This is a genomic window from Ichthyobacterium seriolicida (assembly GCF_002369955.1).
In the GTDB taxonomy this organism is placed as follows: Bacteria; Bacteroidota; Bacteroidia; order Flavobacteriales; family Ichthyobacteriaceae; genus Ichthyobacterium; species Ichthyobacterium seriolicida.
The window spans coordinates 248,558-267,403 of sequence record NZ_AP014564.1 but is presented as its reverse complement, the minus strand read 5'-3'; the positions used below and the strand labels follow the sequence as shown (position 1 = coordinate 267,403).

Here is an 18,846-nt window from a genome sequence, read left to right as displayed (position 1 = left end):
TTTTAAAATCTCTAAATAAAAAGTGCAAGAGATTAATGTTCTCAGTAATTAAAAATTATATTCCAGTATTTTTGTTCTTTATAATAGTGTTATTTTCTTGTCGTAAGGAGCAACAGGAATTGATTTTAACTGAAAATCACATTATCAGTAGTTACGAAGATTTATTTAATTCATTTTGGACTACCATAGATAGAAACTATAATTATTTCAATGAAGAAAAAATTAATTGGAATGATATTCACAAGAGATATATAGATAGATTTAGAGATTTAAAAACATTTAACAAAAGATTTGCTGATAAGGATTTAGCTATAAGAGAGATGAATTTAGCATCCAAATATTTCTCTGATATTTTATCGAAAATGTTAGACAATCACCTCTACATCAGGGTGACTTTTCCTTTCCCTCATGCAAATATAACTGTAACTAGAGAGTTTAGCACACGTACTAAAGCTAGGATAGGTGTAGATGGTAAATTTAGTCAATTTTTAATTAGAAAGAATATCGTCATAGATAAAGAGAAAGCTATAAATGAAGCATCTAAGCTATTCGTAGAAAATACTTCAGTAAAGAGAAAGGTTAAATTTGGATCTGCAGGTAGCAATAAATCTATAACTGACTTATACATTTTAGGCATGTTGAAAAATATGAGAGACAGCACATTGTATTTTGCACTTAATGAGTTTAAATTATCAGAAAAAGCAATAATATTTGCCGACATAGCTTTTCCAATTATACCTCGGCCAAAAAAAATATATTCAACGTACGACGATCGATTTGTAAATCTCCCAGAATCTATAGCAGATAATTTTAAGATAGGGCTACATGACATAGATGATCTAATATGTAATGGAATAGATAGGATAAGGGAATCTAATGAGTATAAAAATATTCTAAATCACAGAGAAAAATTTATTAAAACAGAAATAATGGACTGTTTGAGTGTTGAAAGAGATTTGATTTTATTTGAAGCCTTATTCAAGCAACTGAGCAAAGATATACTTGTCAAAGTAGTCACGTATATGGAATACTATAGTAAGAGGATGCCTTCGGCTTTATTTACAGATATATTAGATCCATTGATAAACAAAGTAAATAAGATGAGGGATGATTATGCTAATATTTCATCCAAGGTTAAGGATTGTCATCTTTATGAGTTATTTTTTAATAAGTTGGGAAATGGCTCTATAAAAAAAATCATTATAGACTTAAGGGATAATCTCGGAGGTGATGCTTCAGATAGGAAGCACCTTATTGATAGATTAATAACAAAGAAAAATCTCTACGGTTATGAAAGGACTAAAGAAGGCAATGGCAGATTTAACTATATTCCTTGGGTTCCAGTATATACAAGTACTCATCCTTTTGGACTTAAATCTCCCATTCCAGTAGTTATATTAATGGATGAAAGATCAGCTAGTATGTCTGAAGTGCTTACAATTATGTTAAAAACTCAAGGTAAAGTTAAAGTTATAGGAGATTACAGTGGTGGAGCATTTGCTGGATTATCTAGTGATAAAGATTTATTTAATGGAGGTTTAATAGGGGGAAATGAATACTTGTATTTTTATATGCCAGTAATGGCTTTCAAAGATAAAGACAACAATGTATTAGAGGGCAAGGGCGTTAGGCCAGATATTTTTGTTATACCTACCGAAGATGATATTTTAAACAATAGAGATCCAGCATTGCAAAGAGCCATTGAAGAAATAGATAAGATGAATTAACAGATATTTTAGTTTTTTCATTTTTTTAAAGATAAGAGGCTATACATTGTGTAAGTTTTTATTCTAAAGTATGTCAATTTGATATATTTGTAACCCTTTTTTTTTACTCTTAAAGATGAAAATATCATATGATTGGTTGAGAGATTATCTAGAGATAGATGATACTATAGAACATGTATGTAAATTACTTACAGATATAGGTTTAGAGGTAGAGGCAACAGAAGTATTTGAAACTGTAAAGGGTGGATTGAGAGGTGTAGTAGTCGGAGAGGTTTTAAGTTGTCGGAAGCATCCCAATGCTGAAAAACTAAATATCACAAGTGTAGATGTAGGTAATGAGAGTGTTTTAGAAATCGTGTGTGGAGCTGCTAATGTAGAGGCGGGGCAAAAGGTTCCAGTCGCTTTAGTTGGGACTGTTCTCTACGGTGACAATGGAGAAGAATTCGAAATAAAGAGAAGAAAGATAAGGGGTTTGGATTCCAATGGCATGATCTGTGCTGAAGATGAAATAGGTATTAGTAGTGAAAAATCTCATGGCATTATGGTCTTAGATAAAGACCTTCCCGTTGGAATGCCTGCTTCAGAAGTTTTCAATGTAAAGAGTGATTATATAATAGAGATAGGCCTAACTCCTAACAGGGCTGATGCCATGAGTCACTTTGGGGTGGCACGTGATATTAAAGCTGCATATGAACGTTTGAATAAAAACTTTATTTGGAATTCTAATAAGGCGATAGACAATTTTAGTATTAGTTCTAAAGATAAAGACTGTATTTCTGTAAAGGTAGAAGATGAAGTATTAGCACCTCGTTATGCAGGCCTGAGTATATCTAATTTAAAAATAATGCCTTCTCCAAAATGGCTTCAAGACAGATTGATTAGTATAGGAGTCTCTCCTGTAAACAATGTTGTAGACATAACAAATTATATTTCACACGATTTAGGCCAACCACTTCACGCTTTCGACTTAGATCAGATAAGAGGAGGAATAGTTGTAAGGAGGGCTTCTAAAGGCGAAAAGATCACAACTTTAGATGAAATAGAAAGAGAACTGCATACTGATGATTTAGTTATTTGCGATTCTGAAAAGCCCATGTGTATAGCTGGCGTTTTAGGAGGAAAACTCTCAGGAGTCTCTAACAATACTGATAAAATATTTTTAGAGAGCGCTTATTTCAATCCTGTATCTATAAGAAAAACATCTAAGAGGCACAGTATAAATACTCAATCATCTTTTAAATTCGAAAGAGGTATAGATCCAAATCTATGTCTTTATGCACTCAAAAAAGCTGCTCTTTTAATATGTGAAATTGCAGGAGGAGAAATATCTTCAGATATTTTTGACAACTATCCCAACCCTATAAAGGCTTCTGTTATAGATTTTTCTATAGATAGAGCCCAACGCATTATAGGAAAAGAGATGTCGTCGTCTGAGATAAAATCAATACTAAAGAGCCTAGAGATAGAGATAATTTCTGAGAACAAAAATTCCCTTAACATACAGGTGCCAGCCTATAGGGTTGATGTAGAAAGGGAAATAGATGTAATAGAAGACGTATTGAGAATTTACGGTTATGACAATATAGAGCCATCTGAGAAAGTCAGTATTCCTATTATCAGTAATGATAAAAAGAACTGTCCAGAAAAAATCACAGGAATTATAGCAGATTATATCTCTTATAATGGCTTTAATGAAATCATGACAAATTCTTTAACTAAGGAATCCTACACTACTGCATCAAACTCCTTGAAAGAGAATGAATACGTTAAAATATTAAACCCTTTGAGTAGTGATTTATCCCTAATGAGGCAAACCATGTTATTTGGAGGCTTGGAAGTGATTAGTTTTAATATAAATAGAAAAGAGACAGATCTCAAATTATTTGAATTTGGAAATGTATACCGTCAAGTAGGCGAAGATTATATAGAGAAAAAACAACTTAGTCTATTTGTAACTGGAAAGAGAGGCTCAGATAATTGGATAAAGAAATACCAAGATGTAGATTTGTTTTATTCAAAGGGAATATTGGAAAATATTCTAAATAAGTTGGGGATTAAAGACACAGAATATGTGCCTGTAAAAAACGATCTTTTCTCAGAGGGTTTAGGTATTGAATTAGATGGTAAAACAATAGCTTCTATGGGATGGGTAAGTTCTAATATCCTAAAAAGGGCTAATGTAAAGCAAGGAGTTATTTTCATTGATTTTTATTGGGATGAAATATTAGAATCTTTGAGAGAAGATAATATAAAACACGAGGATATGGCAAAATATCCTAAGGTGAGAAGAGACCTTTCATTGCTTTTAGATGAGGGGGTGTCGTATCAGCAAATACTCAAAGCTAGCACTCGTGCTGAGTTAAAAATCCTAAAAGAAGTAGATTTATTCGATGTGTATCAAGGAGAAAATCTACCTAAAGGCAAGAAGTCTTATTCTATAAGTTTTGTATTACAAGACCAAGACAAAACTCTTACTGATAAGAGAATAGAAAAGACCATGAATAAAATACAATCCGCTTTAGAACTCCAATTTGGAGCAACACTTAGATAATTCTTTTATGGTAAAATATATTGTTTGCAACTTCAATAAGTTATCGATTTCATTTTCCTTGGGAAGGGTTTTGTCTCTATTGGTGATCTCTTTTATATTATCTGCATGTGAGGAAAATATAGATATAATGCATTTATATGAAGGAGATGTATTCGGCACTACTTACAGCATTAAATATACGGCTCGAGAAGACCAGGACTATAAAACCGATATAGATAGTCTGTTTAAGGTTATAAACAAATCCATGTCTACTTATTCAGCAGATTCTGATATATCAAAGATAAATGATGGGAAGGTTGTGTATATAGATGAGATGTTTGAAGAGGTTTTTTTTAAATCTAAAGAAATATACAATAAGACAGAGGGTTATTTTGATCCTACTGTATATGTTTTAGAAAAAATGGGCAATGCTGATTCCGAGAAGGATTTACAAGAGCTTAGAAATTTAGTGGGCTTTGGTAAATTAAAATTGATAGATGGATATATCTATAAAGACGATCCAGATGTAATTTTTACTTTTAATGCTATAGCCAAAGGGTATGCTATAGACCTTGTGGGTAGGCTTTTAGATAAAAAAGGCTCTCAAAACTATTTGATAGAGATAGGAGGAGAGATATTAGTAAAGGGCAAAAAGATAGATGGTAAAAAATGGATGGTAGGCATAGAGTCTCCAAGAATGGATTTAGACAGACAAATAGCTGAATATTTAGTTATGGAAGATCAAGCCGTAGCCACTTCTGGAAACTATAGAAAATACACAATAGATAAACAGACTAATAAGAAACGCGTTCACATAATAAATCCTATTTCAGGAGAAGACCAAGAGAGCGATATTATAAGTGCCTCGGTGGTATCTAAGAGTTGTATGATAGCAGATGCTTATGCTACAGCGTTTATGGCTATGGGTTTTGATAAATCTATATCTCATTTAAAAGAGTCTCGTGAGGATATAAGTGTTTATTTTATCTACATAGACAGCGAGGGTAATGAGAAAACCTACATAAGTGAAAACTTAAAAAAACAAATAATAAGATTCTTATAATAAGAGGAATACTTACAATATTTTATAGATTATATGAAAGATAATAGTAGTGATAAGGGGAAGATTCGTTTAAATAAATTTATAGCCCACTCGGGGGTTTGTTCCAGGCGGGAGGCTGATATGCATATCAAAATAGGTCAGGTCAAGGTAAATGGCAAGGTCATAAGTGAAATGGGTTATAAAGTAAATCCTACTGATAAAGTTCATTTTGGGGATAAGCCTATAACTTTTGATAAGTTAGTTTATATATTGTTGAACAAGCCTAAGAATTTCATAACCACTACTAAAGATCCAAGAGATAGAAAAACGGTTTTAGACCTTGTGAAAAATGCTACTCCATCTAGGGTTTACCCCGTGGGTCGTTTGGATAGAATGACAACAGGAGTTCTATTAATTACAAATGATGGAGATATTTCTAAAAAGTTGACTCATCCATCTCATAGAGTAAAAAAGATATATCACGTTTCATTGGACAAAAAGTTCAGTATGTCTGATTTAGAAAAGGTTTACAAGGGGATAAAATTAGAAGATGGCCTTGCTGTGGTAGATAAGATATCTTATATAAAAGACGCTCCAAAAACGGAGGTAGGCATAGAGATACATATTGGAAAAAACAGAATAGTAAGAAGAATCTTTGAACATCTAGGTTATAGTGTCATTAAGTTAGACAGGGTATTTTTCGCTGGTTTTACAAAAAAAAATCTAAAAAGAGGGGAATGGAGATTTTTAGAAAATAAGGAAATAAATATTCTAAAAATGATGTGATGTCTAAAATATTACAGGTCTGATTTTTAAGGCTTCCCTATTGGGGAAGAGGGATAATGATTGGGATGTTTTGTCTTTTCATGTGTGAAAAATTTCACTTTATTATTTAGTGAATAGAATTAATGTTAAAGGTTTATGGTACAGTTTTATAAGAATCCATCTGGTAAGGTTTATTTTGTGGTTAGTTCCAAAGATATAGATTCTCAAACCCAACAGAAATTAGAGTGGTTATTTGGCGAGGCTCAAAAGGTAGATAGTGAATCTTTAAAGGGATATTACTTGGGGCCTAGTCCTGAGATGATTTCTCCTTGGAGTACTAACGCTGTGGATATAACTGTAAGTATGGGTATAGAGGGCATACAGCGAATAGAAGAGTTTCAAGAAGTGTACAGCGAAGAAGTAGAATACGATTCTATGTTACAGAAGTTGTATAAAAACATATGTGAAAACAGTTTAGAGACAAAGATAAAAAGAGAAGATATCATCTTTATCGATGATATAGATTCTTATAATATACAAGAGGGCTTAGCCTTGAATCAAAATGAGATTAACTATTTAAATCAACTAAGTCTGCGTTTAAATAGAAAATTGACAGATTCTGAAGTATTTGGTTTTTCGCAGATAAACTCAGAGCACTGCAGGCATAAGATTTTTAATAGTAAATACATTATAGACGGTCAGGAAAAGGATCATACCCTTTTTGAATTGATAAAAGACACGTCTAAAAAATCTCCAGACAACATAGTTTCTGCTTACAAAGACAATGTGGCTTTTGTAAAAGGAGATATAATAGAGCAATTTGCTCCTGAAAAAGGAGATCAACCAAGTAGCTTTAAAACTAAAAATATAGATGCTGTTTTATCCTTAAAGGCAGAAACTCATAATTTCCCCACTACTGTAGAACCTTTTAATGGAGCGGCTACTGGATCTGGAGGAGAGATAAGAGACCGACTAGCAGGAGGTAAAGGCAGTCTCCCTTTAATAGGGACAGCCGTATATATGACTTCTTATTCTAGGTTAAAGGAGAGCGTCGATAGTTCGCTTAGTAGTAGGTTTTGGGAAAAGGCGACAGAGCCTAGAGATTGGTTATATCAGACTCCTTCGGATATATTGATAAAGGCTTCTAATGGTGCGAGTGATTTTGGAAATAAATTTGGGCAACCTCTTATATGTGGATCTGTACTTTCATTCGAACACTTCGAAAACGATGAGAAATACGGTTTTGATAAAGTAGTTATGTTGGCAGGTGGAGTGGGATATGCAAAAAAAGAAGATAGTTTTAAAAGTAACCCAGAAGAAGGAGATGTAATTGTTATTATAGGAGGAGATAATTATAGGATAGGCATGGGAGGTAGTTCTGTTTCTTCGGTAGATACCGGAGATTTTAGAAAGACTATAGAGTTAAGCGCTATACAGAGATCTAATCCTGAAATGCAGAAAAGGGTGGCTAATGTCATCAGGTCTATGGTAGAATCAGATGATAATATCATAGTTTCAATTCATGATCACGGAGCTGGAGGACATCTAAACTGTCTTTCTGAATTAGTTGAAAAGACTGGAGCCTACATAGATTTGAATAAATTGCCAATAGGCGATAAAACCTTGTCAGCCAAAGAGTTAATCGGCAATGAGTCTCAGGAGCGTATGGGGCTTATAGTAAAACCTAAAGATCTGCCTATTTTACAGAGGATAGCAAAGAGGGAGAAAGCGCCTTTGTATGTGGTGGGAGAGGTAAGAGGAGATAAGGTCTTCAGAATAGAATGTTCTATTACAGGAGAAAAGCCTATAGATTTAAATATTGAAGATATATTCGAGAATACTCCTCAAGGATCTGTGATAGACAAATCTGTAGATAGAAAATTCTCTAGTATAAATTATGATGTAGAAAAACTAGATGAATACTTATCAGATGTTTTGAAACTAGAGGCTGTAGCTTGTAAAGATTGGCTTACAAACAAAGTAGATAGATGTGTCACAGGTCGAGTAGCTAGACAGCAAACAGTTGGATCTCTGCAATTGCCTCTTAGTGATGTGGGTGTGGTAGCTCTGGATTACAGAGGGAATAAAGGTATAGCTACCTCTATAGGTCATTCTCCTGTAACGGCTTTGATAGACCCCGTAGGGGGATCTCGTAATTCTATAGCAGAAGCATTGACAAATTTAATATGGGCTCCGTTATCTGATAGATTAGATGGTGTTTCATTAAGTGCTAATTGGATGTGGTCTTGTGGAAATGAGGGTGAAGATCACAGGTTGTATGAGGCAGTTAAAGGTCTTAGAGATTTCGCTGTAGAGTTGGGAATAAATATCCCAACGGGTAAAGATTCATTGTCTATGACCCAAAAATACCCTGACGGTGATCCTGTCTATTCTCCAGGGACGGTTATCATCTCTGCTATAGGTAAATGCCAAGACGTTAAAAAAGTAATAAAGCCAGTATTTAATAGAGATAAAAAAAGTAATATCTATTATATAGATCTCTCGGGAGATGCTTATAGTTTAGGGGGAAGTAGTTTTGCACAGATAGTAAATAAAATAGGGGATATAGCTCCTACGATTAGAGATGTTAAGGCCTTCAAATGTGCATTTAACACTGTTCAAGATCTGATATTAGAAGATAAGATCTTAGCAGGACACGATATATCTGCTGGAGGTATTATAACTACATTGTTAGAGATGTGTTTTGCAGAGAACGATTTGGGAGCAGAGATATCTCTGGGGCAAATAGGAGAGAACGATATTATAAAGTTATTATTTTCAGAAAATGCTGGAATAATATTTCAAGCTAAGGATGATGTAGAAGAGATATTAGAGTCTAAAAATATTAACTATAAAAAAATAGGAAAGGTTACTGACAAGCCTATTTTGAAGATTGTAAATATGGATAATGTTTACAATTTCGATATACAAAAATTGAGGGATGAATGGTATGAAACTTCTTATCTATTAGATAGTAGACAGAGTGGAAAAGATAAAGCCAGAGAGAGATTTGAGAATTACAAAAAACAGCCGTTATATTTTTCTTTTCCTAAATACTTCACTGGAAAGTTTAGAGATTTAGGTATTTCACCAGATAGAAAACAAGGCCCTAAGATAAAGGCTGCTGTTATAAGGGAGAAAGGAAGTAATACTGAAAGAGAGATGGCTTATGCTCTTTATCTAGCAGGTTTTGATGTATTAGATGTGCACATGACTGATTTGATGAGTGGCCGAGAAGATTTAAAAGATGTGAATTTTATAGCAGCCATAGGTGGTTTTTCTAACTCGGATGTGTTAAACTCTGCTAAGGGATGGGCTGGTTCTTTCAAGTATAATAACAACGCTAAAAAGGCTCTTTATAACTTTTTTGACAGGAATGACACTTTATCTATAGGGGTCTGCAATGGTTGTCAATTATTCATAGAATTAGGACTTATAACTCCTTCTCACAGTGAGAAGCCTAAAATGTCACACAACGATTCTAATAAGTTTGAATCTGCTTTTATAAACATTTACATCCCAAGGAACGATTCAGTAATGTTACACACTTTGTCCGACACGAGGTTAGGTATTTGGACAGCTCATGGTGAAGGCAAGTTCAATTTGCCTTATGAAGAGGACAAATACAATATAGTCGGCAAGTATGCTTATTCTGAATATCCAGCTAATCCTAACGGATCGGATTATGAGACAATGGCTTTATCCACTCAAGATGGGAGGCATATAGCTATGATGCCTCATTTAGATCGTTCTATTTTTCCTTGGAATTGGGCGCATTACCCCGACAGAGATGACCAAGTATCTCCTTGGATAGAAGCCTTTATAAATGCAAGGAAATGGATAGAAAATAATGGAGTATGAAAAAAATAGTTTTAATATCAGTATTTTTTCTCTTTTTATCCTGTGAGAAAGATGACGTTTGTATAGATGGCGTCACTCCAAAATTAAAAGTGGAGTTTTTTACCAAAAAAAAGACTAGTAAAGGGAGGGATATAGATCAGAAGAAGCACTTAACAGATCTCACTGTCATATGGAAAGACACGACAGATACGATAATTAAAGATTCTAAAAATGTTCAAAGCGTAGATTTAAAATTGGATTTTACAAAGAATCACACAGAATTTGTATTTATTACAGGAGAAAACAAAGATACTATCAAGGTCAAATACAATAGGAAGCCTGTTTTTGTATCTAAGGCTTGTGGTTATAAAATAACTTTTAACAACCCTAAGTTTGAATACAGTAAAAATCTCATAAAAGAGATAAAATTAGTTGAGACAGGAATGAATATTACCGTAGACGATGAGACGCATGTTAAGATATATTATTAGTGTATTATTACTGTTTTGCAGTCTTTATGTAGAGGCTCAGAGTACTTCTTCTAATGAAGAAGTTCAAATAGAGGTAGACACCATTCCTTATAGTCCCCCTAGCGATGGTCTCAGGATAGGGGCAGATATCTTTTCTCCAATTTGGAGTATGTACAATGGGAGAGAATCATATGGATCAACTATAGATACTAGGGTTTATGATCGTTATTTTATCAATGGGCAATTTGGTATTGGAAAATCTAATTTTAAAAATGATTTTATAGAGGCTGTTGAAGAGGGAAAATTTTTCAAAATAGGAGTTAATTACGATCTATTTAAAAGGACTGACGATGAAAACAATATGGTTTATATAGGCCTTCGCTATGGTTCTGCTTTTGTAAAGCAAAAAATGAATTATGTGATAAAAGACAATGACCCTAAAATGGAATTCAGTAAATCTTTAGGTTTAGTTGAGATAAATCCACATTTTATGGAGTTTTGTTTCGGTATAGAAGTAGAGATTACATCTATGATTTATTTTGGATGGTCTTTGAATATAGGTCATATTATTCACGGGAGGGCTCCTGATGACAAAGGAGCAGCAGAAGCCATATACATTCCTGGATTAGGAATGCACAACGACGGACTAAACCTTCATTTTCAATATAATGTGAGCTTTTTCTTGCCTTACAGATGGTTTTTCTAGATAAGAAAAACTGATTATTTTTTATCTATCTATTTGAATAATCTCAAGTATAATAATTCTATTTGGGACTGTTGTGTCTACCTTTTTGTGTATAAAGTTTTAACCCAGATTATTCATGGTTATATTTCAATTTGAACATAACGTATTATTTTAGGTTCAAGACAACTTAAGGTAAATTTACATGCGTGTAACCCCTTATGTTATCTATGAAAAACAAGTATATAATTCGTTCAAGAATTTCTGAGGCAAAATTCAGGTCTATTTTACGGTTATTTTGCCTAGATATTGAAGCGAAAAAAGTTAGTAAACCGACTAATGTAAGTCGTTATACTATCAACAAAATTTTTGACAAATTACGTTTGTTAATTGTTCAAAAATGCGAAGAAGAAAGTCCCTTTAATCAAGGGGAAATAGAATTAGATGAGAGTTATTTTGGAGCTAAACGAGTTAGGGGAAAAAGGGGACGAGGATCAGGAGGAAAAGTTCCAGTATTTGGTATGTTAAAGAGAGAGGGTAAAGTTTATACACAAATTGTAAAAAACTGCTCATCATCAGTAATAATGCCTATTATAGAGAGCAGAGCAAGTAAAGAAAGTACAATTTATACTGATGGATTTAAGTCTTATGACGGCTTGGTAAACTATGGTTATAAGAGGCATTATAGAGTAAAACATAGTGAAAATGAATTTGCTAAAGGAGTAAATCACATTAATGGAATTGAGAATTTTTGGGGACTATGTAAAGTTCGATTATCCAGGTTTAGAGGAGTCCATAAGCACAAGTTTTATTATCATCTAAAAGAGTGTGAATTGAGGTTTAATTATCGAAATGAAAATTTGTATTTTTGTATGTTAAAATGGATAAGAAAAAATCCCCTTAAGTTGTCTTGAACCTTATTTTTAAAACTTATTTTTAAAACCTGAGTTCGATTAATAAAGACGCTTAAATCCTTTGATTTTATTCGGATTTAAGGAAATAGCCCTTTAATTTTGGGCTCTTTTTGTATGCTTATGAGGCCGACTTAGTCGAAATCTAACAATTCTTGCACTAAAACATTCTATTTATCACAAACACAAACCTCTTTAATCTCAGTTAATTAAAGGGTTTCAAGTACTTTAATTAAGTAAATTATTAATCGAACTCAGGTTATAAAAGTCAATAAAAACAAGCGGGCAGAAAATAAAAGAAGTATAATTACTTTCATGGTTAGGAATGTAATGCAGTATTGATTATCAGTTAGTTACGGCATTTGGGCAACAAATAGGCAACAAAAGTCTATAAAATAAGAGATAATAAAAACAAGTAAGTGTAGAGAGCTTAGAACTAATTGATAAGCTAGTATAAACCTTTTTTCTTTGTTTTAGTCCTCAAATTAACCCAGATTATTCATATTTGGGGAGAATCCAAAAAAAAAAGGAGGGTGGGGAATAAAAGAAGAGGTTCTAAGGAAGTGTTAAAAAGATTCATTTTTTTCACAAAAAATACCCTGTATCTAAATGATAATACACGATTCAGAAGATTACAAAAATGGGTTTCTTTTAGATTAATGCTTTTGAGAGATGGCTACCTTTTTAGTTCCCAAGATATATAACAACCCCCTTTTTTAATAAGTATCCTTGAGGTATATCTCAAAGTATAGATAATGCATAACAAAATGTTAAATGAAAATACAAATAACAAACTAACGCCTGAATCTGTTTTTAGGCTTTTAGATGTAAATGCTATTGTTGATGCAGAATCAAAATACAGAAAAAAGTGAGTCTTTTAATAAAGAAGAAAAAAACTCTACTAAGTATTGCTTTCATGCGTGTGCAAGTAGAGCTTACAAATAAACAATAACAAGCCTACATATTCTGAAACTTGCAACTTTGTAAACTGTGCAAACTGCAAAGTTGCAAACTGCAAACTGCAAACTGCAAACTGCAAACTGCAAACCGTGCAAACTGAGCAAACCGTGCAAACCGTGCAACCCTTACCTACACAATCAGGAAATCATTATCTATAAGACCCTATCTCATAAGCTGAGTTCGATTAATAAATTGTTTTGATAAAAATGCTTTAACCCCTTTAACCCGCATTATTCATAGTCATATTAAAATAGATTAGACGTGATATTTTTTCCTTAACTTTTTTACTAATCGAAGAGAACTCATCTTCTTTGTCGTTTTTTTGCACCTTTTTTTAGGATGACAATGCTCTTTTTTAGTGTTTTTACATGGTTTTTTAACGACAAGGCGTAACTATCCCAAGCTTGTTCATTTCACAAATAAACAACCGTTACTGGGTAATAATTTCCCGAAATAAACCCTTGTAAACAAAAGATTTAGATAGCTGGTAATAGATTCGCCTTTTGGTAATTTTAATCGTTGCTCCTACCTTGAGAAGATAGGTTCTAATCGAACTGATTAACCATTTTTTTGCTACTTCAAATCTTGTTTTCTTTATCTTCTGTTTCAGTAATAAAAACATTTCATAGGCAAGACTACTCATCATAAGTCGAAAAAAATTAGCAAGAAAACTATGATTTGACAAACGATCAGAAAAACACATATTTTTAACTTCTTTTATTCTATTTTCACTTGAATCACCTCTTTTAACATAAAAGTCAAAGTAAATTTTTCTAGCATCCTTTTGGGGAATATTACTAGAAAAATGCCTTATGTTCATCCCTAATCCAGTACTCTCAACTTTAGAATAGCACTGTTGAGGCTTGTGCCAACTCTTGGCTTTGTACGTAAAACTCATAAAATGTTGGTGCTTCTCTCCCTGATCTAAATACATTTTTTTTACAGCATTTTTTGACCGAGACACCTTTCTTTTTAAAACTTTATTGCTCGCTATGCCTGTAACATATAGTAAATCAAAATCATCTACTAATTGGTAAAAAGCGGCGCAGCTAAAGCCACTATCACTTCTAATAATTATTTCCATCTCTGGGTAACTCTCACGTATTTTGATAATTATTCGCTTTAAAATACTCACATACCATTTATTGGAATGACTGTTTCCTGGGCGGAGTACAGGAAGAATAATCTGTCGTGGTGTCTCCATCATGAAAAAAATAGTTCATTGTACATGAATTGACCATAATAACCATTAAACATTGACAATTGTTGACTGCCATGAGTTGGATCATCGGTTGAATCTACGTCAATAACTATTTTCTTGCGATCAGATAAACTTGAAACATATTTGTATAACCACGCGTAACAAAACTTAAAAACAGCCTGTTTGTCAAAGCTATTCTCAAATCTTGATATAGTAGGTTGAGAGGCCAAATCACCTTGAAGAACATCTTTGAATAAAGGATCGTTCTGTAAATGATTAACATCATTGGCGTCTTCATAGCCCAACATGATCATATAAACCCTCTGCTTTAACTGATGCTCTCTGGTATAAATAATAAATCTAGAGTCTCGAGTATCAGGCAAAAGTTTACTGTAATAATGAATCAATCTATGATCTCGTTCTAGTTTTTCAAGCATGATTAAAGATCCATCAGAGCTAATTTCTGATGATGAAAAATTTAACTCAACAGATTTTCTCCCTCTATAAAATAATGTGTTTTTATTCCTCATTTTTGGGCTATATCTAAAGTGGTGAATTTTTGGTTAAAACCTTCTAAAATTAACACTTTATGCCTAATATTAACAATATATCTATGAATAATCTGGGTTAATTAACTATGATTAAAGAAACTCCTATTTGTGATAACTAGAATGTTTTTGTCCAAAAGTGTCAAGATTCCATTAACCCAGATTATTCATAGTCATATAAATTTTTCAGGTTAGATCTATCGTTTTTATCCAGTATTTCCAAATAATTACCAATCTAACTCAGGTTATAAAGAGTTCAGTTTAAAAAAATACACTAACTTAGCTGGCTACTGATGTAGTAAATGAGTAGTTTGTTAATTATTGAATTTAAAATTCTAAAAAAATGAAAAAAATATTTAAAGATCTGCTGGTAATGCTAGCTTCTGGAGTTATTGTCTTTTCCTGTGATAAAGATCCAGATGATGTTGCAGGTTTAAATGGGGGAGAAGTAGAGATTAAAAGCGTCTCTTTTTTAAAGGACAAGAATAAAGTTGAGGGCAAAGAAGAGTTAACTGAATTATATAAAGGTTTGTTTATTAAAAAGACTCCTTCGGATTTTTCAAAGTACTCTACTGCTGAAGAGAAAGCACTTAGTTCAAAAATTGAAATAAAAGAAAATGATATTTATGTAAATATACCTTATAACCAAGTGCTAAAAGTGAAAGAGGTTGGTAACCTTAATGCTACAGTAACTCTTGCAAAGGTTCCTACTGATGTTACTTTAGTTTCTTCGTCTACTAAAATTGCTTCTACTACCTTTGATATTCCAATCAGGATTGGAGCTTGTGAGTTGTCTCATGATAACTTAAAAGATGATGGTGTTATTACCAAAAACATAAGGTTTTCTAAAAAAGTAGGATCTAAAAATGTTACTTTCGATTATTTTGTGCATTTCCAATATGACAAAAAGGAAACTAAATCAGCTAAATGTGATCTCTTCACTACTACGACTGCGAATGCCCCTATTACTCAACTTTCTTTTACTAGAGATTATCAGATTAGTACAACACTACAAGCTAATAACAGCTATGTGTGTGAAAATGCTATTGCTGGTCATGCAAAATGTGACGGCTTTAGTAAATCAGGAACTATTGTTACCCCCGTGCTTACTTCCGTTACCAGTGGGAAGGGCGATACAAAGGAAAACCCTATAGAACTGCATTTCGAAGGAGGGACTTATACCTCCACTAGTGGTAATACTACTACTTTTAATAGTGCTGATACTCAAAAAGGATTTGATGTTGCTCATATAAAATTGAATTATAAGACTGAAAAAGGAAAGGAACACGAAGCGCAGTTTACAATGCCAAACTTTACATTTATAGCTGATGGAGCTGTTCTTCCAGATGGAGCATTTTTTAGCACCGAAGGTCTTGAAGGAACTAATTGTGGTAAGGCATATAAACAACGAATCTGCCCAAAAGACCCATCAAAACCATTTAGAGTATCTAATCCATTACCTGGTGCAAATAATGGTATAATTTTTAAAGTAGTAGCTCAGAATGGAACAAGCGAAAAGTTCTACAAATTAATATTTAAGAATAAGTATAATAATACTACTGCTCCTGGTTGGGGTATCCAATCAACCGTAAATTAACCTTTTAATCTTATTATAGAAGTAAACATTTATTAAATTCTAAAAAAATGAAAAGAATATTTAAAAATATGCTAGCATTGCTAGCTTCTGGAGTTATTGTATTTTCCTGTGATAAAGATCCAGATGATGTTACAGGTTTAAAGGGGGGAGAAGTAGAGATTAAAAGCGTCTCTTTCTTAAAGGACAAGAATAAAGTTGAGGGCAAACAAGAGTTAACTGAATTATACAAAGGCTTGTTTATTAAAAAGACTCCTTCGGATATTTCAAAATACTCTACTGCTGAAGAAACCGCACTTAGTTCAAAAATTGAAATTAAAGAAAATGATATTTATGTAAATATACCTTATAACCAAGTGCTAAAGGTGAAAGAAGTTGGTAACCTTAATGCTACAGTAACTCTTTCAAAGGTCCCTACTGATGTTACTTTAGTTTCTTCGTCTACTAAAATTGCTTCTACTACCTTTGATATCCCAATCAGGATTGGAGCTTGTGAGTTGTCTCATGATAACTTAAAAGATGATGGTGTTGTTACCAAAAACATAAGGTTTTCTAAAAAAGTAGGATCTAAAGATGTTGCTTTCGATTATTTTGTGCATTTTCAATACGACAAAAAGCAAACTAAATCAACTGACTGTGATCTCTTCGCTACTACAACGACTGCGAATACCGCTATTACTAACCTTTCTTTTACTAGAGATTATCAGATTAGTACAACACTACAAGCTAATAACAGCTATGTGTGTGAAAATGCTATTGCTGGTCATGCAAAATGTGACGGCTTTAGTAAATCAGGAACTACTGTTACTCCTGTGCGTAGTGAGACTACTAAAACTGGAGATTCAGAAACAAATGCTATAGAAATCCATTTCGAAGGAGGGACCTATGCTAGGACTAGTAATAGTACTACTACTATTAGTGATAATAGTAAAGCATTTGATGTTGCTCATATAGAATTGGATTATACGATTTCTAACGGGAAGAAACCCGTAGCAAAGTTTACAATGCCAAACTTTACATTTATAGCTGATAAAGTTGTTCTTCCAGATGGAGCGTTTTTTAGCACCGAAGGTCTTACAGGAACAGATTGCAAAGGTGAATATAAACAAAGAATCTGTCCAAGAGATCCATCAAAACCATTTAGAGTATCTAATTCAATGCCTGGTGCAAATAATGGTATAATCTTTAAAGTAGTAGCTCAGGATGGAACAAACCAAAAGTTCTACAAATTAATATTTAAGAATAAGTATCCTAACGAGACTCAATGGAAGGCACTATCTGCATAGTTAGTTTGTCCTTTTAATCTTATTTAAAATGAAACATTTATTAAATTCTAAAAAAAATGAAAAAAATATTTAAAAATATGCTAGCATTGCTAGCTTCTGGAGTTATTGTATTTTCTTGTGATAAAGATCCAGATGATGTTACAGGTTTAAAGGGGGGAGAAGTAGAGATTAAAAGCGTCTCTTTCTTAAAGGACAAGAATAAAGTTGAGGGCAAACAAGAGTTAACTGAATTATACAAAGGCTTGTTTATTAAAAAGACTCCTTCGGATATTTCAAAATACTCTACTGCTGAAGAAACCGCACTTAGTTCAAAAATTGAAATTAAAGAAAATGATATTTATGTAAATATACCTTATAACCAAGTGCTAAAGGTGAAAGAAGTTGGTAACCTTAATGCTACAGTAACTCTTTCAAAGGTTCCTACTGATGTTACTTTAGTTTCTTCGTCTACTAAAATTGCTTCTACTACCTTTGATATCCCAATCAGGATTGGAGCTTGTGAATTATCTTATGATAACTTAAAAGATGATGGTATTATTACCAAAAACATAAGGTTTTCTAAAAAAGTAGGATCTAAAAATGTTGCTTTCGATTACTTTGTGCATTTCCAATACGACAAAAAGCAAACTAAATCAACTGAATGTAATCTTTTTCCTACTGGTACGGCTCAAAACGCTGCAATTACCAACCTTTCTTTTACTAGAGATTATGCGATTAGCACAACACTAAAAGCTAATAACAGCTATGTGTGTGAAAATGCTAGTGACGGTCATGCAAAATGTTCGAGTTTAAGTAAAACTTCTACAGCTGTTACTCCTGTGCGTAGTGAGACTACTAAAACTGGAGATTCAGAAACAAATGCTATAGAATTGCATTTTAATGGGGGGACTTTGGGTGCTGGTTTCTCTGCGACTAGTTTCAATGATTTCATAGGGAACTCATTTGATATTGCGATTCTTGATCATGATTATAACGCTACAGATAATGCAGCTAAAACCGCAAAGTTTACAATGCCAAACTTTACATTTATAGCTGATGGGGCTATTCTTCCAGATGGAGCGTTTTTTAGTATTGAAGGCGTTACAGGGACAGATTGTGGTAAAGCTTTTTCTAAAAGAATCTGTCCAAAAGACCCATCAAAACCATTTAAGATAACTAATCCAATGCCTGGTGCAGATAACGGTATAATTTTTAAAGTAGTAGCTCAAGATGGAACAAGCCAAAAGTTCTACAAATTAATATTTAAGAATAAGTATACTACGAATTGGACTACTGGCTAATTTAACGTTT

At 33.0% G+C, this 18,846-nt stretch carries 12 protein-coding genes and 1 pseudogene; 11 read left to right on the top strand and 2 right to left on the bottom strand.

Going from position 1 to position 18,846, the window contains the following annotated elements:
• Positions 1–71 precede the first annotated feature (71 nt).
• The 8 genes and pseudogenes from JBKA6_RS01035 to JBKA6_RS01000 all read left to right on the top strand — a co-directional run bounded on the left by JBKA6_RS01035 (position 72) and on the right by JBKA6_RS01000 (position 11,970).
• On the top strand, positions 72–1,727 hold the full coding sequence (locus JBKA6_RS01035) for a S41 family peptidase (protein ID WP_157776858.1): 1,656 nt from the start codon (positions 72–74) through the stop codon (positions 1,725–1,727).
• Between the two features lie 115 nt (positions 1,728–1,842).
• A complete protein-coding gene (gene pheT / locus JBKA6_RS01030) occupies positions 1,843–4,278 on the top strand; it encodes a phenylalanine--tRNA ligase subunit beta (protein WP_096684937.1) in 2,436 nt (811 codons plus the stop codon).
• A gap of 7 nt (positions 4,279–4,285) precedes the next feature.
• A complete protein-coding gene (locus JBKA6_RS01025; protein ID WP_157776857.1) occupies positions 4,286–5,320 on the top strand; it encodes an FAD:protein FMN transferase in 1,035 nt (344 codons plus the stop codon).
• A gap of 54 nt (positions 5,321–5,374) precedes the next feature.
• Positions 5,375–6,085: pseudogene (locus JBKA6_RS01020) on the top strand (pseudouridine synthase); the annotation flags it as partial.
• 135 nt (positions 6,086–6,220) lie between these two features.
• A complete protein-coding gene (gene purL / locus JBKA6_RS01015) occupies positions 6,221–9,925 on the top strand; it encodes a phosphoribosylformylglycinamidine synthase (protein WP_096684931.1) in 3,705 nt (1,234 codons plus the stop codon).
• Positions 9,922–10,395, top strand: coding sequence for a DUF6452 family protein (locus tag JBKA6_RS01010; protein ID WP_096684929.1), 474 nt, complete (start codon positions 9,922–9,924; stop codon positions 10,393–10,395). Before purL ends, JBKA6_RS01010 begins: the two co-directional genes overlap by 4 nt.
• Complete coding sequence (locus JBKA6_RS01005) at positions 10,376–11,080, top strand: DUF6048 family protein (protein WP_096684927.1); 705 nt, start codon at positions 10,376–10,378, stop codon at positions 11,078–11,080. Before JBKA6_RS01010 ends, JBKA6_RS01005 begins: the two co-directional genes overlap by 20 nt.
• 197 nt (positions 11,081–11,277) lie before the next feature.
• A complete protein-coding gene (locus tag JBKA6_RS01000) occupies positions 11,278–11,970 on the top strand; it encodes an IS1595-like element ISIse1 family transposase (protein ID WP_096684925.1) in 693 nt (230 codons plus the stop codon).
• A 1,387-nt stretch (positions 11,971–13,357) separates the two neighbouring features.
• Here the strand turns inward: JBKA6_RS01000 and JBKA6_RS00995 are convergent.
• Together JBKA6_RS00995 and JBKA6_RS00990 are read right to left on the bottom strand one after the other, a co-directional pair.
• Entirely contained in the window at positions 13,358–14,131 is a 774-nt protein-coding gene (locus JBKA6_RS00995) for a transposase (RefSeq protein WP_157776856.1), read from the bottom strand.
• Positions 14,131–14,658, bottom strand: a complete 528-nt coding sequence (locus JBKA6_RS00990; protein ID WP_096684921.1) for a transposase — start codon at positions 14,656–14,658, stop codon at positions 14,131–14,133. Before JBKA6_RS00990 ends, JBKA6_RS00995 begins: the two co-directional genes overlap by 1 nt.
• Positions 14,659–15,019: 361 nt before the next feature.
• Between JBKA6_RS00990 and JBKA6_RS00985 the strand changes: the two genes are divergently transcribed.
• Genes JBKA6_RS00985 through JBKA6_RS00975 form a run of 3 tightly spaced genes read left to right on the top strand, consistent with a single transcriptional unit; the run spans position 15,020 to position 18,836 of the window.
• Positions 15,020–16,273: a hypothetical protein gene (locus JBKA6_RS00985; protein WP_096684918.1), complete on the top strand. Its 1,254-nt coding sequence runs from the start codon at positions 15,020–15,022 to the stop codon at positions 16,271–16,273.
• A 47-nt stretch (positions 16,274–16,320) separates the two neighbouring features.
• Positions 16,321–17,556 carry a hypothetical protein gene (locus JBKA6_RS00980; RefSeq protein WP_096684916.1) on the top strand — a complete coding sequence of 412 codons (1,236 nt, stop codon included), beginning with the start codon at positions 16,321–16,323 and terminating at the stop codon, positions 17,554–17,556.
• A gap of 56 nt (positions 17,557–17,612) precedes the next feature.
• On the top strand, positions 17,613–18,836 hold the full coding sequence (locus JBKA6_RS00975) for a hypothetical protein (protein ID WP_096684913.1): 1,224 nt from the start codon (positions 17,613–17,615) through the stop codon (positions 18,834–18,836).
• Positions 18,837–18,846: the final 10 nt, after the last annotated feature.